Genomic DNA, 20779 nt, shown 5'->3' with positions numbered 1-20779 from the left:
TTTCCTTCTGCCATGGCCGCAAATGCCATGCGCTCAACAACAGGGAGAAGCCAGCCCTGCCCCCGCAGAGCTGGCTTCCGGAAGCTGCTTTCATCGTCAGGCGCTCTGCACTGGCTGCAAAAACAGCTTCATATTATTCTGAGATCATTTCGTACATCGGTGCATCGGTTTGCTCCGGGTCGTTATCCGGGCAGGTGGTTTTTGCATCGCAGGGGGTGGCGGCGCACTTTGCCATTTCCTCTTCCAGCGCGCCGTTGTCCACATTCTCCCAATCGGTGCCGTAATCGTCCACACTGCCGTCGGTCACGTTCTCTTCGCCCGGCAGAGCCGGGGTGCGGGGCTCCTCGTAGTACAATCAAAACGCCTCCCTTCCTGCCAGCCTATGCGGCACGGCAGGAAGGGGTGACAGCCTCAGGACACAGAGTCCGTGGGTGCTGCCTGCTCGTTGGTAGTTTCCTTGCTGGCATTTGCTTCCGAAGGCTCTGTGTGAGAACCGCTTTCCGTCGTGGAACTGCTGCCTGTGTGAGAACCGCTCTCCGTCGCAGAACTGCTATGGGAGGACGAGGTGCTCTCACTGGAAGAAACGCTGCTGCCCGTACTATGAGAAGAGCCGGAAGAGGTGTTGCTGCTCGTACTGTGGGAGAAGCTGGACTCACCGTTGGAGCTGGACGTGCTTGCCGAGGGAGCCGTGCTCTCGCTGCTGGAAGTGCCGTGCGAGGTGCTGTCGGAAGCGGATGTAGATCCGGAGGAAGCTCCGGACGAAGCAGCGGAAGAGCTGCCAGAACTGCTGGTGCTGCCGCTGGAAGAGCTGGACGTGCTGCCGGAAGAGCTGGCAGAGCCAGCGCTCACGCCGCTGACCGTCACGTTCAGGGTGTTGCTGGCAACGGTGCAGCCGTTGTAGCTTGCCACTGCATAGACCTTGAAGGTCGCATTGAGCATGGAAGGATCGATCTCCACCTTCACAGCGGTCTTGCCCGCAGCCTGCGGCACTTCCACACCGTTGGCGTACCAGCGGATGCTGTCGGCAGTGAGATGCTTACCGCCCAGCTTTGCGGTAAAGGTGTAGTAATCGCCCAAAACCGCCTTGCCGGTGCTGCTGATGCTGATGGATGCCTGTGCAAACATGGCGGTCACATCCACATTCTGCTTGAAATTGGTGTCTGTGCGGGTCTTCTGGGTGACGCCGTCGCTCCAGCGGACGAACACATGACCCTCCTGCGGCACGGCAGTCACGCTGACAGACTGAGCTGTGTTGGTCACATCATAGGTCAGTGCCGTCTTGCCGCTGTCGCTGCCGCTGGACAGGGTACCGCCGCCGTTCTTATCCACACGATAGGCGGCCTGATACAGCACGCTCTGCCCTTCGGAAGAGCTCGCAGCCTCCGAGCTGCTGGGTGCTGCCACCGCAGAACTGGGATTTGCCGTGTATTCCGCGCGTTTGGGAATGTTGGCGGTGTCCGGGCGGCGGTCGTCGGTCTGGTAAGCATGGGTGCGCAGGTAGCTCAGCAATGCCTTGAGGCCGGCGGGCTTCAGGTGAATGTCCCCGCTCTGATAGTAGTCCTCACGGCCATAGCCGTTGGCATCCTTCAGCACCTCAGCCGTATTGAGGAACTTCAGGCCCATCTGCTCACACATGGACAGCAGCGCCATGTTGAAGTCGTCGATCTTGGTCTGATCCATATTGGGATAGTTTGCGTGGTTTGCAGGCACCGGCGGCACCGTGTTCACGATGATGTCGGTATAGGGGTAGCTTTCCTGAATGGCCTGCACCAGCGCGGTGTAATTATTGATGAACTCCTCCACCGCCATGCCGTTGTCGTTGGTGCCCAGCATAATGACCACGCGGCGGGGCTTCATTTTGGCCACTGCCTGCGCGATGGTGTAGCTGTTGTTGTCCTTTTTAAAGGTGACGATGCCCTCGGTCAGGGCCGCGTGGGTGCCAATGCCCTCCTTGGCGCAGAACTGCTGCAGGCTGACAAGGCCGTTTGCATACAGGCGCACCGTGTTGGAATCACCGATGAACAGGGTCTCTTTCTGATAGTCCTCGCCCGCATCGGCGGTCTCCGGCAGCAGGGCGCTGGAGGTCTCGTTGATCTGATAGTGATCCGAGATATCCTCTTCACCCGGCACCAGAACCTCACTGGAGGGCTGCTCCACCGGGGCGGAGGGGTTCTTGCCGCGCTTGAGCAGGGTCAGCGTGATGCCGATGGTCAAAACAGCGGCCAGCGCGCACACCGCGCACACCAGCACCGCCTGCTTCTGCATGGGGGTAAGTGATTGCTTTTCCGGTTGTGTTTTTTTCATATCTCTCACCATTCACCTGAAAACCGTTTTTCCGGAGCATCGTACCGTTTACGCGGTTCTTTCTGCTCCCGGAGCGGCTTCTTATTTTCCGGCGTAAACACTGGGTCTATGCGTTTCCACTTCAGTCCAGGATCTGCGCTGCAAGGTCGGCACAGCTTTCTGCCAGCAGCATGGGGTGGAAGGGGGCCAGTTCCTCCCTGCTGCCGTAACCATACAGCGCACCGGCGGCGTCCAGACCGCAGTCTGCTGCGCCGCGCATATCATCGTTGCGATCGCCCACCATCAGCACCCGCTTGCCCTGCATCATGGGCTGAGCAAGCACATGGCGTACCACATCGGTCTTGGTATCGCGGCTCTCGTCCATGGACGCGCCGCCGATAAAATCAAAATAATCTGCAAGACCCTTTTCTTTCAGAATCGGCGTAACGACCTGCGTGGGCTTGGAGGTGGCCGTGCACAGGATCAGGCCCGCAGCCTTCAGGTGCTGCAGCATCTCTGCTGCGCCCGGATAGGCGGCACACTCGTGGCTGCCCTTGACGGCGTAGCTGTCACGGTAAAGGTTCGTGGCCTTTTCAATGAGGGCCGGGTCCGTGAAATGTTCGCCAAAGCTTTTGCGCAGCGGCGGCCCGAGATAGCGGCGCAGGTTGACGTGCGTGGTGTCCACGCCCATCTTATCAAAGACTTCTTTTAATGTATTTATAATACCCGGGGCAGAATCGATCAGGGTTCCGTCCACATCGAACAGGATCGCATCGTAATTCAGCAATGTTCAACTTTCCTCACTTTCATGGTGATACATCCTATAGTATAGCACAGAATCCCGTTATCAGCAATTCCAACAAATGGTTTTTACAAAAATTATGCATTTGGTTATTGTCAGTATTTCAAACAGCCGCAGCACAAGGCCAGCGTCCTCGCCCTCTCCGTCACCTTCGGTGACACCTCTCCCAAAGGGAGAGGCCTTGGCATATAGATAAACTTTGCATGGACTGCCAAAGGCTCCCACTTTGGGGAAGCTGTCGAGCGAATGCGAGACTGAGAGGGCGAGCCCGTTAATATAAAAAGCCCGCCCGGCATCCGGACAGGCCTTTCAACATCTTCTTACTTCGCTGCGGCATCCGCAGGCGGATAGTACAGGTTGTTGGAGACGAACTCCAGCTTATCCTTGAGCACCAGTTCCAGATTTGCCACGGCGTGCACCATGTTGGTGGCCGAATCGTTTACTTCCAGCAGCTTGCACAGATCCAGACCGTCCAGTTTCATGGCGGCGTCCATCTTCCGGCTTTCGGCACAGAGGATGTGGCTCAGGGCATTTTCCTGCAGCGCGATGCTCTCTACCAGATCAACGACCGCCTGCTCCAGCGTCACCTTGGGCAGGCAGGGGCAGGGGCAGCGGGTGGTATCGATACAGTTTTCAGCAGACATGACAAAACCTTCCTTTCGTTCATCAGGTCAGGGGCGGTGTACGCCCCATTCTATGTCTGCCGGGTGTGCCGGTGTTACTCCTGCTTTTGTGGATTCTGGGTGCCGCGCACCTTTTCAATGGTCGCGCGGTAGCCGCCGGAGCCGTACTGGATGCAGCGGTTGATGCGGCTGATGGTCGCCGTGCTGATCTCCACCGCCTTCACGATCTGGTCGTAGGTACTGCCGTCCAGCAGCATTTTGGCCGCTTCCAGCCGCTGCGCCATATCGGAGATCTCCTTTACCGTGCACAGATCCTCAAAAAAATTGTAGCATTCTTCCCGTGTTCTCAGGCTGAGGATCGCATCAAACAGTGCATCAGTGGTCTGGTTTCTTCTGGAATTTTTTTCTGCCATAAATGTTCTCCTTGCCGCCGCAGCGGACTGTCCGGTTTTGGGGCGTTCCCTATCTTAAATGTTTCGGAAATATTCAGATTCTTTCTTGCATCATCACTTTAGCACATCAAAGTGTGAAAGTCAAGCCCTGAGTGTGAACTCTTTTCATTCGTGGACGTGTATAGTTTTTTTCGTTTCACGCATGAACAAAAATCACCTAAAAATTTTTGCAGAACGCTTTTCTGAATTAGTGCATCCTCCGAACTTGTGCCAAAGATATTGACAATTTGTGAATTCCGCACTAAAATACGGACAATCATTCGGCAAATGCGATGAACAGGACATGATTCTTTGCAGCACCCTCTCCCAGAGAGCCGCCCATCTGATGCAACGGCGGTAGTCAGGAGCAAAGCGTTCTCCCCTGCGAGCAGCCTGTGTGAACCGGACGCCGACCCCGTCCGCAGTAATGTATGGCCGTTTTGCCCACGTTACGGGGCTGCGTATGTATGTACGCTGGGAGTGGCTGCCTGTGCAGCAAACGAAGTGGTACCGCGGAGTATTCCATACACAATGTGCAGTGTATGTGAAGGCCTTCGTCTTCGATGGTTCGTCCCAAATGGAACGAGCCCGGGAGGACGGGGCCTTTTTTACACCCTGCCGCCGCAAAAGAGCCCATGCCGCTGACATTTGCCGGATGCCAAGAAAGGAAAGAGGTAAAAACAATGAATACGCTGGTCATCGTATTGATCGCAGCCGTGTGTCTGTTTGGCGCTTATATGCTTTACGGCCGCTGGCTGGCTAACAAGTGGGGCATCGACCCCTCTGCCAAGACCCCGGCAGTTGTCCATGAGGACGGCCGGGACTATGTTCCCACCGACGGCTGGACCGTGTTTGCACACCAGTTCAGCTCCATTGCCGGTGCAGGCCCTGTCACCGGTGCGATCCAGGCCGCTGCTTTCGGCTGGCTGCCGGTGCTGCTGTGGGTGCTGCTGGGCGGCATCTTCTTCGGTGCCGTCACCGACTTCGGCGCTCTGTACGCTTCCGTTAAGAACGACGGCAAGAGCATGGGCATGCTGATCGAAAAGTACATCGGCAAGACCGGCCGCAAGCTGTTCCTGCTGTTCTGCTGGCTGTTCTGCGGCATTGTTATTGCCGCCTTTGCCGACATGGTGGCCGGCACCTTCAATGCCTACGGTGCTGACGGTGCTCTGGTGGAGGCTGCCCAGACCAACGGTGCTGCTGGCATGGTCTCCATCATGTTCATGGTGTTCGCCGTGGTCTTTGGCCTGTTGCAGAAGAACCTGCACTTCACCGGCTGGAAAGAGAATGTGATCAGCATTGTATTCATCGTGCTGTCTTTTGTGGTGGGTGCAAACTTCCCCATCATTCTGGGTAAGGCTGCATGGAGCTACATCACCTTTGTGTACATCTTCTTTGCCGCTGTCCTGCCCATGTGGCTGCTGAAGCAGCCCCGTGACCACATGACCACCTTTATGTTCGTGGCCATGATCGTGGGCGCTGTTCTGGGCCTGATCGTCAACCATCCCGTCATGAACCTGCCGGTGTTCACCGGCTTTACCAACGCCAAGCTGGGCACCATGTTCCCCATCCTGTTCGTTACCGTTGCCTGCGGCGCTGTTTCCGGTTTCCACAGTCTGGTGTCTTCCGGCACTTCCTCCAAGACCGTTACCAATGAGAAGGATATGCTGAAGGTCGGCTATGGTGCCATGGTGCTGGAAAGCCTGCTGGCTGTCATCGCTCTGTGTGTTGCCGGTGCTTCTGCTGCTGCAGACGGCACCCCCGCAGACGGCACTCCGTTCCAGATCTTCAGCCGCGGCGTTGCCAGCTTCTTCGTGGGCTTCGGCCTGAACCAGCACTTTGCCTCTGTGTTTATGACCATGTGCGTTTCCGCACTGGCTCTGACCAGTCTGGATGCTGTGGCCCGTATCGGCCGCATGAGCTTCCAGGAGCTGTTCAGCGTGGATGACATGGAGCATGCTGAGGGCTGGCGCAAGCTGCTGTGCAACGTGTACTTCTCCACCTTCCTGACTCTGGCTTTCGGCTTCCTGCTGACCAAGATCGGCTACGCCAACATCTGGCCCCTGTTCGGTTCTGCAAACCAGCTGCTGAGCGCTCTGGTTCTGGCCACTCTGTGCGTGTTCCTGAAGGTCACCGGCCGCAGCAACAAGATGATCTTCCCTCCGCTGGTCATCATGCTGTGCGTCACCTTCACCGCTCTGGTGCAGCGCCTGATTGCTATGGTCAAGGCCATCAGCAATGCCGCTGCTGTCACCATCCCCGCTGGCGAGACCACTTGGGGTGCTGTGTTCATTGCAAACGGCCTGCAGCTGATCCTGGCTGTGCTGCTGATCGTTCTGGGCCTGAACATCGTGTTCCACTCCTTCAAGGCCTATAAAAACGCTGAGCACAACAGCGAGGCAAAGGTCTGATCTCTCAGGTTTGAGCATCGCTTAACAGAATAGGCAAAATGCCGCTGACGGAATAAAAGCCGTCGGCGGCATTTTTATTTTATATGATTCGTGTTTGTGGCGTTCTGCGGGCCGCTCCAAACACTTTTTCACCAGAGGAATTGTAACTGTACATAGCTGCATTTTGCCTTTGGGACTCTTCCCGTGAAAAAGTATTTTAGAAACGACCGCAGTCGTTTCTAAAATACAGAAACTAAAGATAATGATACCTCTATTTATGCCCAGAGTGAAACGGAGGGCATTCTAAATCAAAAATTCGCTTCTTCCCACGTTTGAAGGACCGCCATCTGCACCGGGGTATGGAACCAGTGCTCCCCGCCTTCCATGATCGTCAGATGCGCCCCGCTTTCCTGACGGAAGCGCTCGATCATGGTGCGGCTGGTCAGGGCATCCTGATCTCCGTAGAGCACCTGCGTGCGGCCATGCCAGCTCAGCGGATGTTCCCGCACCCAGCACAGATACGGCCATGAGAGGGTCTCACCGAGATCCGTGGGGATTTCCCCTGCCCGCCGCAGCTGTTCCTCGGTCACATGGGCATATTGCATCATATTCGTGATGAGAGCTTCCATATCCACCACCGGAGAGACCAGCAGGGTCTTTTCCGGGGCGTCGGCCTGCAGTGCCTGCATGGCAAGCCATGCGCCGATGCTCACGCCATACAGCCGGATATGCGCCCACACCGGCTTCATGCGGGCATAGACAGCCTGCAGTTCCGGGACCACCACCCATGGCAGTAGCTGCTCCGGGCTGTTTTTCCGTGCGCCATGCTCGGGCAGGTCGATAGCCAGCACCTGCCAGCCAGCTTCACAGGCTGTAGCAGCAAAACGTTCTGCCTCTTCCTTGCAGCCGTTCTTACCATGGAGATAGAGATAGGCTCTGCGGCTCCGTTCGCCGTACAGGACGGCAGGGACGCCCGCAAGAGTCATGGTTTGTTTTTTCATAAGGGATTCTCCTTATCCGATCATGCTCTCCATTCGGAGAGACGTTTTGTTTACACTGCGCATTGCTTTTCGTCCTCCCTTCTTTCTGTTTTCTCTATGATAGCACATCCGCCCGGCAAACACAAACAAAAAAGGAGCCGCAGCGCCCTGTTACGGGTACTGCAGCTCCCAGATTCAACCCAAAGGTTAAATTACTTCACCATGCTTGCAACTTCAGCAGCGAAGTCGTCAGCACGCTTCTCCAGGCCTTCGCCCTTCTGGAAGCGGGTGAACTTGACGATCTTGATGTCGCCGCCCAGATCCTTAGCGACCTTAGCGGTGTACTGAGCAACGGTCAGGTCGCCGTCCTTGACGAACTCCTGATCGACCAGGCAGTTCTCCTTGAAGAACTTCTTGATCTTGCCCTCGATCATCTTCTGCTTCACAGCCTCGGGCTTGTTAGCGGTCTTGGGATCGCCAGCCATCTGAGCCAGCATGATCTCCTTCTCCTTAGCCACGACCTCAGCGGGGACAGAAGCCTCATCGACATAGCCGGGGTTTGCAGCTGCGACCTGCATGGCGATGTCCTTGCCGTAAGCAGCGAACTCGTCCTTAGCCTCGATGCCGTTGGTGGTCTCGAAGTTGACCAGAATGCCGTGGGTGCCGCCGCCGTGGACGTATGCAGAGCAGACGCCCTCGTAACGGACGAAACGGCGAACCTTGATGTTCTCCTTGATGACCAGGATCAGGTTCTTCAGAGCCTCGTCAACGGTCTCGCCAGACTCGGTCTTGCAAGCCATCAGAGCCTCAACATCAGCAGGGTTCTGCTTCATGATGACCTGAGTTGCCTCCTTGACGAAAGCAACGAACTTGTCGTTCTTGGCAACGAAGTCGGTCTCAGCGTTGACCTCGATGACAACACCCACCTTGCACTCGGGGCAGTAGTCAGCGTAGACCATACCCTCGGCAGCGGTGCGGCTTGCCTTCTTGGCAGCGGTAGCCAGACCACGCTCACGCAGGATCTCGATTGCCTTCTCGAAGTTGCCGTCAGCCTCGGTCAGAGCCTTCTTGCACTCCATCATGCCGCAGTCGGTCTGCTTGCGCAGTTCCATAACGTCCTTTGCAGAAATAGCCATTTTCGTATTCTCCCTTACACGTTATTTTGTTGTTTGTGGGATGGGAAATCAGGCGTTTGCTGCATCCTCAGCGGGAGCGGCCTCCTGGTTGCCCTGCTTGCCTTCCAGCGCAGCGTCAGCCATAGCGCCAGCAATCAGCTTGACAGCACGGATTGCGTCGTCGTTGCCGGGGATCACGTAATCGATCTCGTCGGGGTTGCAGTTGGTATCAACGATAGCAACGATGGGGATGTTCAGCTTGCGGGCCTCAGCAACAGCGATGCGCTCCTTGTGAGGATCGACGATGAACATAGCCTTCGGCAGGGTCTTCATGTTCTTGACGCCGCCCAGGTACTTGTCCAGCTTCTCCATCTCCAGCTCCAGCTTGGCAACTTCCTTCTTGGGCAGCAGCTCGAAGGTGCCGTTCTCCTTCATCTTAGCCAGCTGATCCATACGGTCGATGCGCTTGCGGATGGTGCGGAAGTTGGTCAGCATACCGCCCAGCCAGCGAGCATTGACATAGTGCATGCCACAGCGCAGAGCCTCGTCACGGATGGACTCCTGAGCCTGCTTCTTGGTGCCGACGAACAGGATGTCGCCGCCCTCAGCTGCAACTTCCTTCACGTAGTTGTAAGCCTCGTCCAGCTTCTTCACGGTCTTCTGCAGATCGATGATATAGATGCCGTTGCGCTCGGTGAAGATGTACTTAGCCATCTTGGGGTTCCAACGGCGGGTCTGGTGACCGAAGTGCACGCCTGCCTCGAGAAGCTGCTTCATAGAAACGACTGCCATAATAAAAATACCTCCAGATATTGTTTTGCCTCCGCACACCGTGATCTGCACAGTACATCGGGTACCGGCAGACTGCCCTCCACTCGTAAGAGCACAAAAGGGCATAGTGATGCGTGTGTAATGCTTTGTTATAGTACCACAAAAAGAATGCGGTTGCAAGTGTTTTTCTCTGTTTTTTACAAAGAAAAACGTTATTTTTCTCTTATTTGCCCTTTGGCGGTGCGCTGAAGGCCGAAAGGCCCATGCGATCCAGCGCATATCCTTTGCCGAACATCAGATCGTACTGCAGCAGCCAGTGCTCCGCGCACCACCGCTGCTGGAACTCTGTGGGCTCCTGCGTGGTGGTGCCGTCCAGATTCATGGTGGTTCCGCGGGTGTTGGTGCGGCTGGCCACACGCAGCTGACGGTTCAGGAACTGGAAGTAGAGCGGCTCTTCCAGACCGTAGATATCCATCATCACCGGCGAGATATCGTAAGCGGCAATGGTGCCAAGGTCTACCTGCTGGTCGGAGTAGTTGGACCACATCAGCAGGGTGGTCTGGTGCAGGCGGGGGTCTGCGCTGGAATCGCTGGCATAGCCGGTGGCGGTATAAACGTCATAATTGGAGTCGATAGGGTTGTAGTGGTCGCCCCAGAGCACCAGAATGACCGGCTCGTCTATCTGAGAGAAGTATTCGGTCAGCCTGCCCAGCATGGCGTCCGCGTCCCGGATGCCGGTGGCAAAGTCCTCCAGTGCACCCACGGTGCTGGGCTTGAGGCCCGTGGGATGGGACACCACCTTTACGCGCTCGTCGTCCGGGTAGTTGTCCTTATTATAATTGGTATGGTTCTGCATGGTGACGGCGTGCAGGAACACCGGCTTATCCGAGGATGCCTTCATGCTCTCGTACTGCTGGATGATCTGGTCTGCCATGGAATCATCGGTAACAAGGCCGCTCGTCCAGTAGTGTTTCCGGACCTTGGTCACGCCATGCATATCCTCAAGGCTGATAAAATCGTCAAAGCCGAGATTGGGGTAAGCCTTGTCGCGGCTCCAGTATTTTGCCCAGAAGCAGTGCACGGCAGCGGTCTGATAGCCCCGGCTCTTGAGATAATTGGGCATGGCGAACATGGGCTTGGTCACATGCTGCTGGTAGGGCTTGCTGCCGCTGGGCAGGAAGGACACCGAATAGCCGGTCAACGCCTCAAACTCCACATCGCAGGTGCCGCCGCCAAAGCTGGGACTGTAGGCCCGGCCGTAGGCGCTGGTCTGCTGCAATGCATGCAGGTTTTGGGAGACATCCGTATCAAAGGTGATGCCGTACTGTTCCAGCTCCGAGACATCCCAATAGGACTCGTCCATCACATAGATGATGGTGGGGTCCTTCACCTGCTCGTCCTTGGGAGTGACGGCACTGTAGCTGGTGGAATACAGCGGACTGGTGTTGAACTTCTGGCTCTCGTCCACATTGTCCAGCAGAGCATCCACTGCTTCCTGCGAGTATTCCTCAGGCTTGTCGATCTCCAGATTGGTAAGGTTCGTCATAAAGCCGGTGATCACGCCATAGTAGCGATAGTAACGATCCTGCATCCATGCGTCCGGCACAATGCCGACGGCCCGGGTGACGGCAGGCTGTAAGTACACGCCGAACACCAGCAGGCAGAGGGCTGCAACCGTGGCGGCAGAGCCCGCCAGCCGGGGCAGCCAGCGCTGTTTGTGACGGCCGCGGAACAGGAAGAAGCTGCCCACCGTCAGTGCCAGCACCACGATGATGGTGACGACCATGCTGGTCTGGATCTTGAGGCCTGCAGCGGACGCCACACCGGCAGCTTCCGACACCTGTGCCAGATCCCACGGCAGAAAGGGCTCGCCGCGCAGCTGCAAGGTATAGAAGTTCACCGCACAGGGCGCACAGCCCAGCACCGCCATGCCCAGCGTGGACAGCGGCGGGCAGCGGAATACCCAGTCCAGCAGCAGCCACACCAGAAACAGCAGCAGCCATGCCAGCAGGTAGGCCCCGATATGCGGAAAGATAAATTCTGCAAATACATCTGCGCTCAGGCTTCCGCGGGCGATCCATTCGCCCAGCAGCAGCGCGATCAGCGATGCCGCCAGCGGAAACACCATCCGCAGCGTCAAAAGCGGTTTTGGAGTTTTCATAGTTCCTGTTCCTTTCCTCATCCCGATGGTTTCATTCAACGCAGAAACAACGTTTTCTACGCTTTTTGCACAAAGCTCCTGCGATTATTATAGTCACTTTACCGAAAAAGTCTACCCCGATTTTACAAAAAATTTTCATGTTCCCCATTTTGCCAGCAGCTTTCGCCAGAACGCGGGCTTTTCCGGCTGCGGTGGTGCCTGCGGCAGGGCCGTGTGCACCAGGATGGCATCCGCGCCAATGGTCTCGATCTCCTGCCATGGGATGGTCAGGCTCTCATCCCGGCCCAGCAGCCCAAACAGCCGGGGCCTGCCCAGCAGGATCAGGTTTTGCAGCTGGGCGGTGGCGGGGTCAAAGGCCAGATCATCGGCCCGGCCAAGGCAGACGCCCTGCTCCAGCTGCACCACTTCCTTTTCACACAATTCCCGGATGGTCAATGCTGCTCTCCCCTTTCTGCCACAGCTTATGCAGCCGCCGGGCTGCTCATGCAAAAAGCAGTGGAAACCGCATGGCAGATTGTGGTATACTGAGAGAAAGCATTCCATCAGAAAATCGAGGATATTATAAATGTATAAAAGCATCATTTTTGATCTGGGCGGCGTCATGGTGGATTTTGATCCCAAAGCCTATCTGGTAGACCGCCTGTGCAACGCCGCCATTGAAGAGCAGGTCTACGACCTGACCTTTGGCAGTGAAGAATGGCAGCAGCTGGATGCCGGGCTGGTCTCCCGCTTTAACGGCAACAGCTCCATGCTCAAAAAGGCAAAGGCCGCCGGGCGTGAGTTCGAGGTGCAGGGCGTGCTGGACGACTGGCTGCACATTCTGCGTCCGCGCCGCCGGATGCAGGAGCTGGTACAGCGCCTGAAGAACCATGGCTACAGCGTGTATTACCTGAGCAACATCCCGCAGGACGTGCTGGAGCTGTTCCAGACGCGGGGCATTCTGGACAACTTCGACGGCGGCGTGGCCTCCTGTGAGGTACACATCAACAAGCCAGACCCCCGCATCTATCAGGCATTGCTGGACAAATACAGCCTCCGGGCCAGCGAGTGCGTTTTCATCGATGACAATCTGGCCAACGTGCAGGCCGCCTTTGCGCTGGGCTTTGCCGGCATCCAGATGAAGGAGAACGTAGGCACTCTGGTGCGCAGCCTTGCCACCTGCAATGTGACCCTGCGGTAATTTCCATAGAACCAGCAGCAGCCCCCGCCGGATGGTCCATCCGGCGGGGGCTGCTGTGCGCTGGGGTTACTTTTTCTCGTAGTTCTGGCAGTAGTGCGGGGTCTCCACCTGCTGCGTATTGCAGGTGCACTGCTCTGTCACTTTGATCTGGGGCAGCTCGCACTTGCAGCCGCTCACATTGTGGCTGCACTCGCAGACATCACAGGTAACGCCGATGTTTTCCATATTTATCACCTCACTGCCCTTAGCATGGCCCGCAGGCAGCGGGTTTATACTGGAAATATCATCCAGCCTTTTTTGCTTCGCGCTTAGACCGGAGTGTGACTGCCACATGCCGGATGGACAGCACCGGGTGCACCGGCAGCATCCGGGGGCCTGCCCAGCGCATCACCGTGCGGATCTTTTCCCGCATGGCGGGCTGGTAGCAGTGCACCCTGCAGGCTGAGCAGAAGCTCTTGGTCTCCATGAATGGGCACTTATCAATGCGCATCAGGGCATAGTCGTGCAGCTGCCTGCATTCCGGGCACAGGGTTCCTTTGGGTGTTCTGTGCTGCCTGCGGCAGTAAAGAGCGATCATTTCACTGACCAGCAGCTTTTCGTCTGCGCGTTTTTTGTCCAGATCCTTTGGGGTATCCTGCATGGGGCGGGCCTCCTGTAGTTTTATTCCTTTTTACAGCGGCCCGACCGGATCGCAGCGCGGCGCACCATACTGCGCAGAAGTGCAAAGCCTACTGTAACACCAATTGCTGCAGCCACTGCCATATACACCGCCTTCTGAAATCAAAGCGGCAGGAGCACAGACCTTTCCGTCTGCCGTCCCCTGCCGCAGTTTTGATGCATCCTGTACAGAGGCTGCTGCTTTTGCGTGAAAGTTAGTGTTTACTAACTTTCTGTTCTGTAAAAACACCGTTTTGCGGTGCTCTCATAGTTTATCGCAGCAGTCTCTGTTTGTCAAGAGAAGCTTCTCCGGCTTACCATGCAGCCAGATCAGCGCCCAGCTTGCGGCATGCAGCCTGAACATCATCGTCCGGAGCCTCGTTGCAGATCAGGCCCTCGCCGTTCAGCACCTGCGCGCCGTCGCCCTGAGCACGCTCCACCCAATCGCGCATCCATTGGCCGTCGCCCCAGCCGTAGGAGCCGAACAGGGCGATCTTCTTGCCGTTCAGCGAGCCCTCCAGATCAGAGAACATCGGCTCAAACTCGCTCTCCTCCAGCTGCTCAGCACCCATTGCAGGGCAGCCAAAAGCAACTGCATCAAACTCAGCCAGCTTTGCGGCGTTCATTTCGCTGCAGGGCACGATGGTGCCGTTTGCGCCCTCTGCGACGCAGTTTGCCATGGTCTCGGTGTTGCCGGTTGCGCTCCAGAATACGACTGCTACTTTGCTCATAAAGATCGTCCTCTCTCAAATCAATATTAGTTAGATATATCTAACTTTATGTTCCATGAAAATGCGTCCAACCACGCAGACGCATTCCCATTTGGTTAGTGTCTTCTAACCACCGATAGAATACCACAGCTTCCCGGCTGTGTCAAGCCTTTTATGCAAAAAGAACTGCCGCAGCCGAAAGTACGCCATAGATCACCGGCTGATGCAGCAGATACAGCAAAAGCGAGTGCCGGCCCATCCAGCCCAGCGCCGGGCACACCGAGCGGCGCAGCGGTTCCATGCGTCTGCGGCCCACCGCCTTGTGCAGGTAGTACCCCGCCCAGAACAAAAGCAGCCACGGCAGCAGGCCAAAGTAATCGGCGGAGTAGAACCAGTCCGGGTAAAAGCCAAAAAATGCAGTAAAGTAGTTGGCATACAGGCTCTGCGGCAGCATCAGCTTCCAGCCGCCAAGGCCCACCCAGCCCAAGCCGACCGGGTAGCACACCGCAAACAGCACCGCCGACACCGCAAGGCCCACAGCGGGCATCACTTTTTTCAGCAGCGGTTCCAGCACACCGGTCAGCAGCATGGCCGTACCCAGAAAGGTCAGCACGCCAAAAACGACCCGGCCTCCCGGCATGAACACCAGCGTCACCGCCGTTACCAGCGCTCCGGCGGCAAACACGGTAACACCGCGCCGCAGCATATGCCGCCCAAAGGGCGCACAGAAGCCGGACAGCAGAATGAACACCCAGCAGATGGTCTGCTGCCACAAACGGCCCGGCGTACCGGCATACCACCTCATATTCACGTCAAACAGAAACACCAGATCCCAGCAGACATGGAACAGCATCATGCTGATCAGATCCAGCCTGCGCAGCTCGTCCAGCAGGGCGTAGCGGCCCGCCGGGGCCTTTTGCCGGGTGGTGTGTCCGTTTTTCATTCCCCCGTCTCCCCTTTCGCAGTTCATTTGACATGAGATAAATTATAACCCGCCGCCGCTGTGTCTGTCAACGGAACCGTTCCGTAGGTTGAACAAAAAACCGCTGCACAGCGGCAAAGCCATGCAGCGGTCAAATGGATAACTGGGGAAACCTTATCAGACTTCGGTGTTGAAGTAGCGCTTCAGCAGGCCCTCAAAGCCGCGGCCATGACGGGCCTCGTCCTTTGCCATCTCGTGGACAGTGTCGTGGATGGCATCCAGATTCAGAGCCTTTGCCTTCTTGGCCAGGTCCATCTTGCCGGCACAGGCGCCGCACTCGGCCTCAGCACGCATCATCAGGTTCTTCTTGGTGCTGTCGGTGACAACTTCGCCCAGCAGCTCTGCAAAGCGGGAAGCGTGATCTGCTTCCTCGTAGGCATAGCGCTTGTAAGCTTCGGCGATCTCAGGATAGCCCTCACGCTCAGCCACACGAGCCATTGCCAGATACATGCCGACCTCGCTGCACTCACCCTCAAAGTTTGCGCGCAGGCCGTCCACGATCTCCTGAGGCACGCCCTCAGCCTTGCCGATGCCCACAACATGCTCGGTCACATAGGTGTTGCCGGTCTTTTCCACAAAAGCGGAAGCAGGAGCCTTGCAAACGGGGCACTGAGCGGGGATCTCGCCCTCAGCAATATAACCACAGACGGTGCAAACATATTTCTTCATAAGAATTGACCTCCATCATTATCTTTTATCATTCACTGGTTTTTGAAGTGCGGGTGTTGGTACTCACCGGCCCTTCTCATGGCTCTATTATAGCGAATGATTCCTAGTTAGTCAAGGATAATTTTAAGAATTATTCCTACTTTTTAAAAAATAAACCCGTTGGCATTCCAAAAAGGGCACGCCCTCCCCGGCCCCGCCAAAGCGGAACCGGGAAAGCGTGCCCAGAAAGAACTGCTGTATTTCAGTCAGGTCCGATCACACCTGCAGGTTGCTGCTGGAAGCAGCCTCGGAGCCATCGGCAGCATCGAACTCGTAGTCGTTGCCGGGCAGCACAGCGTTCAGCAGGATGCCGGCGATCGCGGCCACAGCCAGACCGGACAGGTTGATGGTGACGCCTGCAACGGCAAAGCTGACGCCGCCCACAGAGTTGAAGCCCAGAGCGCACACCAGAATGACAGCGGCCACGATCAGGTTGCGGCTGTTGGTAAAGTCCACGCGGTTCTCCACCACATTGCGCACACCGATGGCGGAGATCATGCCGTACAGCACAAAGCTGATACCGCCGATGATGCCGGTGGGGATGGTGTTGATGACAGCCTCAAACTTGGGGCTGAAGCTCAGGATGATGGCCAGCACGGCAGCAATGCGGATGACCAGCGGATCGTAGATCTTGCTCAGAGCCAGCACGCCGGTGTTCTCGCCGTAGGTGGTGTTGGCCGGGCCGCCCAGCAGGCCGGCCATGGTGGTTGCCAGACCGTCACCCAGCAGGGTACGGTTCAGGCCGGGGTCGTTGATATAGTTGTGGCCAACAGTAGCGCTGATGGCGGCGATGTCGCCCACATGCTCCATCATGGTAGCCAGTGCAATGGGGATGATGGTGAACAGGGCGCTGATAAACTCCGGGCTGCCGTCGATCGCAAACAGACCCATGGCTTCCCTGTGCAGGGGGATGCCCACCCATGCTGCCTCAGAAATGCGCTGGAAGTCCACCGCACCGGTGACCAGCGCCACTGCGTAGGATACCAGCACGCCGATGAGGATGGGCAGGATCTTGACCATGCCCTTGCCCCAGATATTGCATGCAATGACGGTACCCAGCGCCACAAAGGCCAGGATCCAGTTGGACTGGCAGTTGTTGATAGCAGAGGGGGCCAGGATCAGGCCGATGGAAATGATAATGGGGCCAGTGACCACCGGCGGGAAGAATTTCATGATGCGGCGGATGCCGAAGGTGGAGATCAGCACGCTGGCTGCCAGATACACCAACCCGGAGAATGCGATGGCTGCACAGGCATAAGGCAGCATCTTGGTATTGGCCACGGTCAGGTTGCCGTCCGCATCAGCCAGCATGGGGGCCACGATGGAGAAGCCGCCCAGATACGCAAAGGAAGAGCCCAGAAAAGCAGGCACCTTCTTTTTGGTGATGAGGTGGAACAGCAGGGTGCCCAGACCTGCGCACAGCAGGGTGGTGGAAACGCTCAGGCCGGTGAGCAGCGGCACCAGCACCGTTGCACCGAACATGGCAAACATGTGCTGCACGCCCAGAATGAACATGCGGCCTGCGCCCAGCTGGCGCGCGTCGTAAACGCCTTTGGAGTAATCGATCTTTTCACTCATGAAGTTTTTCTGCCTCCTACAGAACTCGCAGCCCAAAAAAAGAGGCACCGCCGTCAGCAAAACGGCAATGCCCTTGAAATTTGGGAACAATGATTCCGCCCGGAAATGAGAAGTGCAATGCAGCGCAGTCGATGATTCTTGTGCAGCATGGTGCGCTCCCCCTTTCATTCAGGCTCTTTCCAAACCACCGCCCAAGCCCCGCAAAAGGCCGCAGCGGGCAGTCCTTCAAGAGATTATAGCAGACTTTTGGCCCGTGTGCAACCATTTTGCACAATTCTCCTGTATTTTCAGCCCGGAAGATCGCGCCTGCTCTCTTGCAATCCAACCCAAATCGCACTATAATATAACCTACCATTGCAATCTGTATTATAAGAGAATTATCAGGAGAGTTTATGATCTATCTGGATTATTCCGCCAATACCCCGGTAGACGAAGCGGTTTTGCAGCGTTTTTGCGAAGTAGAGCGCAATTGCCCGGGCAATGCAAATTCCCGCCATGCAGCAGGCACTGCCGCAAAGGCTGCCATCGACGCCGCCACCCAGAGCATTGCCCGCAGTCTGAATGTGCAGCCCGCCGAGATCATCTATACATCCGGTGCCAGTGAAGCTAACAACTTTGCTATCAAAAGCATCGCCCGGCTGGAGCGCCACCATGGCAAACACATTATTTCCACGCCGCTGGAGCATTCCTCGGTGAGCGGCAGTCTGACCGCTTTGCAGGAGCAGGGTTACGAGATCGATCTTTTGGACATCCGGCAGAACGGCACGGTGGACCTTGCCCACCTGAAAGAACTGCTGCGCCCGGACACCATTCTGGTGGCCGTCACCGCTGTGGACAGCGAGCTGGGCGTGGTGCAGCCGGTGGCCGAGATCGCAGAGATCTTAAAGGCCTATCCCCACTGCCATTTCCATGTGGATGCCACGCAGGCCATCGGAAAGCTTCCGGTCAGCTTTGAAGGCATCGACACCATGAGCCTGACTGCCCACAAGTTCTACGGGCTGAACGGCATTGGTGTGCTGGTCAAACGGCGCGGCCTTGCGTTGGAGCCGCTCATCCATGGCGGCGAGAGCACCACCATTTACCGCAGCGGCACCCCTACCGTGGCGCTGGCCTGTTCGCTGGCGCTGGCGCTGGATAAGGCCGTCACCGAGCTGCCCGCCCGGGTGGAGCACATCCGCGCCCTGAACGCCCGCCTGCGCACCGTCCTTGCAAAATACCCCAAGGTGCGCATCAACAGTCCGGAAGGGGCTGTGCCGCAGATCCTGAATCTGAGTGTGCAGAATGTAAAGGGCACCGTGTTCCAGCGGGAGCTGGACGCCAGAGGCGTCTGCGTCTCGGTCAAATCTGCCTGTTCTTCGGACGGTCTGCCCTCCCGAGCGGTATTTGCCGTGAGCCATGACCGGCGCAACGCACTGTCCTCGTGGCGCATCAGCCTGAGCCACCTGACCACCGAACAGGAACTCAACGATTTTATGCAGGCCTTCGATGTCTGTTACAACGCTCTGACTCAGTGAGATATATGAGGTGACCCATGAAAAAGACTTTAGAGCCCTATCAGCTGATCGAACGCAGCATCATCAAAAAATACCGCAAAGAGCTGTGGACCCCCTTCATCGTGGCGGTAAAGCGCTACGAACTGGTGCAGGCCGGCGACCGCATTGCCGTGTGCATTTCCGGCGGCAAGGATTCCATGCTTATGGCAAAGCTCATGCAGGAGCTGCAGCGCCACAGCGATGTGCCCTTTGAGCTGGTATTTCTGGTCATGGACCCCGGCTATAACGAGATCAACCGCCAGAAGATCGAGAGCAATGCCGAACTGCTGCACATCCCGGTAACGATTTTTGAGAGCAACATCTTTGCCGTAGCCAACAACACCGACAAAAACCCCTGCTACCTCTGCGCCCGGATGCGCCGCGGCCACCTGTACAGCAAGGCCCGGGAGCTGGGCTGCAATAAAATCGCGCTGGGCCATCACTTCAATGATGTGATCGAGACCACCGTGATGAGCATGTTCTACGGTTCCCAGCTGCAGGCCATGCCGCCCAAGCTCCACAGCACCAGTTTCCCCGGCATGACCCTCATCCGCCCGATGTACTGCATCCGTGAAGAGGACATTCTGGCCTGGAAGCGCTACAACGAACTGGAATTCATCCAGTGCGCCTGCCGCTTTACGGAGAACTGCACCATGTGCGACAACGGCGGCGGCGGTTCCAAACGGCAGGAGGTCAAGACTCTGCTGCGCCGCCTGAAGCGTGAGAATCCCAACATCGAAAACAGCATTTTCCGCAGCATCCACGCTGTGGCGCTGGACACCATGCCGGGCTATAAGTCCGAAGGTGTGGAGCACAGCTTTCTGGAACGCTTCAACGAAAAAGAGCAGGAATTTCATGCCGAAGATTGATCTCTTTTAGAGGCATTCTGTCAAAACGATGCGAGCAAAAAATAAGCACCCGGCAACGAAAGCCGAGTGCTTATTTTTTACCGCTCGAAGAGCGGCATGGTCAGGACGAAGAACGCGCCCACGAAGCAGATCGTGGGTGGTTCGCCTGATTCACATTTGGTGGACGAACTGCAACGCCAGACGAACTGTTCGATTATTATCTGTCCTTATTCTGTAACAATTACAGTCTTTCTAACTAAGGTAAAATCGTAATCGTCATCTTTTCTTTACTAGCCGGAATACATGTCAACGATTCATGATATATTCTATTTGCAACATGATCCGCTGCCCGTACTAACGTAGTTGTTGCCGAGTTACAAAACGTAAGTTGTACACTCTGCAAGCCACCAAACAGTGGTTCATAGAATGTTCCATAGTTATAATTATATGTACCATTCTTAAACTCTTGTTCAAGACCTTCTCTTAATTCATACCTTCCATTTGTCGCTGTTGTATGTTCATCCACATACACCCTCAAATTTTTTACATCCTTATCCGAAACAAGGCCATCTCGAATCAAAGCCTCCATCGCTCTCTTTAATCCAATTTTATATGCGTAATCTAAATATCGCTGCTTGTCCTTTTTACTTTTATAAATTCGATCAAGGACTCTTTGCTGCTGAATAACCACTCCGAACTTATAGCAACCATTTAATGATCGGAATAGCTTATACTTATCTTTGTTGCGAACGTAAGATGCTTTTAATTCAGCCTTTTCCTCATAGTTAGACCGAATTGCTTTTTCCGCTGCAATATAACGCCTGCTCCATTCATCTTTTGAGTCTTTTCCTAGCAAGATAAGTCCGCCAAACACATATATGTCGTTATGCTTCTTATCAAATACTCCAGACTCATCCGAATATACATAAACGTCCATGAAAATCCTCCATATAAACAGAAAAGCCGCCCGAAGGCGGCTCATCCCTCGTGCCCGACGACATTACATGTCGCTTAAACGTAAATTCGGA

Annotated in this window: 21 protein-coding genes; 4 read left to right on the top strand and 17 right to left on the bottom strand. The window is 56.1% G+C overall.

All coding sequences use genetic code 11. The features are described 5' to 3' along the window. Positions 1–133 precede the first annotated feature (133 nt). The 5 genes from MTP37_RS06200 to MTP37_RS06180 form a co-directional block, all read right to left on the bottom strand. A complete protein-coding gene (locus MTP37_RS06200; protein WP_249238597.1) occupies positions 134–355 on the bottom strand; it encodes a hypothetical protein in 222 nt (73 codons plus the stop codon). Positions 356–411: 56 nt separating this feature from the next. Further along, positions 412–2304 carry an SGNH/GDSL hydrolase family protein gene (locus MTP37_RS06195; protein ID WP_249238596.1) on the bottom strand — a complete coding sequence of 631 codons (1893 nt, stop codon included), beginning with the start codon at positions 2302–2304 and terminating at the stop codon, positions 412–414. 121 nt (positions 2305–2425) lie between these two features. Beyond that, positions 2426–3070: an HAD-IA family hydrolase gene (locus MTP37_RS06190; RefSeq protein WP_249238595.1), complete on the bottom strand. Its 645-nt coding sequence runs from the start codon at positions 3068–3070 to the stop codon at positions 2426–2428. A gap of 335 nt (positions 3071–3405) precedes the next feature. Next, positions 3406–3729: a hypothetical protein gene (locus tag MTP37_RS06185; RefSeq protein WP_005940334.1), complete on the bottom strand. Its 324-nt coding sequence runs from the start codon at positions 3727–3729 to the stop codon at positions 3406–3408. Between the two features lie 74 nt (positions 3730–3803). Continuing rightward, the gene (locus MTP37_RS06180; protein WP_249238594.1) at positions 3804–4121 is read right to left on the bottom strand and encodes a YerC/YecD family TrpR-related protein; all 318 of its coding nucleotides are present in this window, start codon (positions 4119–4121) and stop codon (positions 3804–3806) included. Between the two features lie 701 nt (positions 4122–4822). Between MTP37_RS06180 and MTP37_RS06175 the strand changes: the two genes are divergently transcribed. Beyond that, entirely contained in the window at positions 4823–6550 is a 1728-nt protein-coding gene (locus tag MTP37_RS06175; protein ID WP_249238593.1) for a carbon starvation CstA family protein, read from the top strand. Positions 6551–6837: 287 nt separating this feature from the next. On the opposite strand, the gene MTP37_RS06170 is transcribed toward MTP37_RS06175, so the two are convergent. The 5 genes from MTP37_RS06170 to MTP37_RS06150 all read right to left on the bottom strand — a co-directional run bounded on the left by MTP37_RS06170 (position 6838) and on the right by MTP37_RS06150 (position 11991). Further along, entirely contained in the window at positions 6838–7530 is a 693-nt protein-coding gene (locus tag MTP37_RS06170; RefSeq protein WP_249238592.1) for an alpha/beta hydrolase, read from the bottom strand. A 191-nt stretch (positions 7531–7721) separates the two neighbouring features. Continuing rightward, positions 7722–8645: a translation elongation factor Ts gene (gene tsf / locus MTP37_RS06165; RefSeq protein ID WP_249238591.1), complete on the bottom strand. Its 924-nt coding sequence runs from the start codon at positions 8643–8645 to the stop codon at positions 7722–7724. A gap of 48 nt (positions 8646–8693) precedes the next feature. Continuing rightward, positions 8694–9416: a 30S ribosomal protein S2 gene (gene rpsB / locus MTP37_RS06160; RefSeq protein WP_022257112.1), complete on the bottom strand. Its 723-nt coding sequence runs from the start codon at positions 9414–9416 to the stop codon at positions 8694–8696. Between the two features lie 202 nt (positions 9417–9618). After that, positions 9619–11556: a sulfatase-like hydrolase/transferase gene (locus tag MTP37_RS06155; protein ID WP_249238590.1), complete on the bottom strand. Its 1938-nt coding sequence runs from the start codon at positions 11554–11556 to the stop codon at positions 9619–9621. A 135-nt stretch (positions 11557–11691) separates the two neighbouring features. Continuing rightward, complete coding sequence (locus tag MTP37_RS06150) at positions 11692–11991, bottom strand: PRC-barrel domain-containing protein (protein ID WP_249238589.1); 300 nt, start codon at positions 11989–11991, stop codon at positions 11692–11694. A 130-nt stretch (positions 11992–12121) separates the two neighbouring features. Here MTP37_RS06150 and MTP37_RS06145 point away from each other — a divergent pair, with 130 nt between their 5' ends. After that, the gene (locus tag MTP37_RS06145; RefSeq protein ID WP_249238588.1) at positions 12122–12736 is read left to right on the top strand and encodes an HAD family hydrolase; all 615 of its coding nucleotides are present in this window, start codon (positions 12122–12124) and stop codon (positions 12734–12736) included. A 66-nt stretch (positions 12737–12802) separates the two neighbouring features. Here the strand turns inward: MTP37_RS06145 and MTP37_RS06140 are convergent, their stop codons facing one another. The 6 genes from MTP37_RS06140 to MTP37_RS06115 all read right to left on the bottom strand — a co-directional run bounded on the left by MTP37_RS06140 (position 12803) and on the right by MTP37_RS06115 (position 17371). Further along, positions 12803–12961 carry a DUF1540 domain-containing protein gene (locus MTP37_RS06140; protein WP_249238587.1) on the bottom strand — a complete coding sequence of 53 codons (159 nt, stop codon included), beginning with the start codon at positions 12959–12961 and terminating at the stop codon, positions 12803–12805. Positions 12962–13019: 58 nt separating this feature from the next. Then, a complete protein-coding gene (locus MTP37_RS06135) occupies positions 13020–13376 on the bottom strand; it encodes a nitrous oxide-stimulated promoter family protein (protein ID WP_249238586.1) in 357 nt (118 codons plus the stop codon). A gap of 331 nt (positions 13377–13707) precedes the next feature. Further along, on the bottom strand, positions 13708–14124 hold the full coding sequence (locus tag MTP37_RS06130) for a flavodoxin (protein ID WP_005940293.1): 417 nt from the start codon (positions 14122–14124) through the stop codon (positions 13708–13710). Between the two features lie 151 nt (positions 14125–14275). Continuing rightward, the gene (locus tag MTP37_RS06125; protein ID WP_249238585.1) at positions 14276–15046 is read right to left on the bottom strand and encodes a heparan-alpha-glucosaminide N-acetyltransferase domain-containing protein; all 771 of its coding nucleotides are present in this window, start codon (positions 15044–15046) and stop codon (positions 14276–14278) included. Positions 15047–15202: 156 nt separating this feature from the next. After that, positions 15203–15754: an NADH peroxidase gene (locus MTP37_RS06120; RefSeq protein WP_005926148.1), complete on the bottom strand. Its 552-nt coding sequence runs from the start codon at positions 15752–15754 to the stop codon at positions 15203–15205. A 255-nt stretch (positions 15755–16009) separates the two neighbouring features. Then, on the bottom strand, positions 16010–17371 hold the full coding sequence (locus MTP37_RS06115) for a uracil-xanthine permease family protein (protein WP_249238584.1): 1362 nt from the start codon (positions 17369–17371) through the stop codon (positions 16010–16012). A gap of 392 nt (positions 17372–17763) precedes the next feature. On the opposite strand from MTP37_RS06115, the gene MTP37_RS06110 reads away from it, so the two are divergent. Together MTP37_RS06110 and MTP37_RS06105 are read left to right on the top strand one after the other, a co-directional pair. After that, positions 17764–18885, top strand: a complete 1122-nt coding sequence (locus tag MTP37_RS06110) for a cysteine desulfurase family protein (RefSeq protein WP_249238583.1) — start codon at positions 17764–17766, stop codon at positions 18883–18885. A gap of 17 nt (positions 18886–18902) precedes the next feature. Then, positions 18903–19772, top strand: a complete 870-nt coding sequence (locus tag MTP37_RS06105; RefSeq protein ID WP_249238582.1) for a tRNA 2-thiocytidine biosynthesis TtcA family protein — start codon at positions 18903–18905, stop codon at positions 19770–19772. A gap of 235 nt (positions 19773–20007) precedes the next feature. On the opposite strand, the gene MTP37_RS06100 is transcribed toward MTP37_RS06105, so the two are convergent. After that, a complete protein-coding gene (locus MTP37_RS06100) occupies positions 20008–20688 on the bottom strand; it encodes a DUF3800 domain-containing protein (protein ID WP_249238581.1) in 681 nt (226 codons plus the stop codon). Between the last annotated feature and the right edge of the window lie 91 nt (positions 20689–20779).

It is taken from the genome of Faecalibacterium sp. HTF-F (assembly GCF_023347535.1).
Classification (GTDB): Bacteria; Bacillota; Clostridia; order Oscillospirales; family Ruminococcaceae; genus Faecalibacterium; species Faecalibacterium wellingii.
This window is presented reverse-complemented; position numbering and strand designations above follow the sequence as displayed.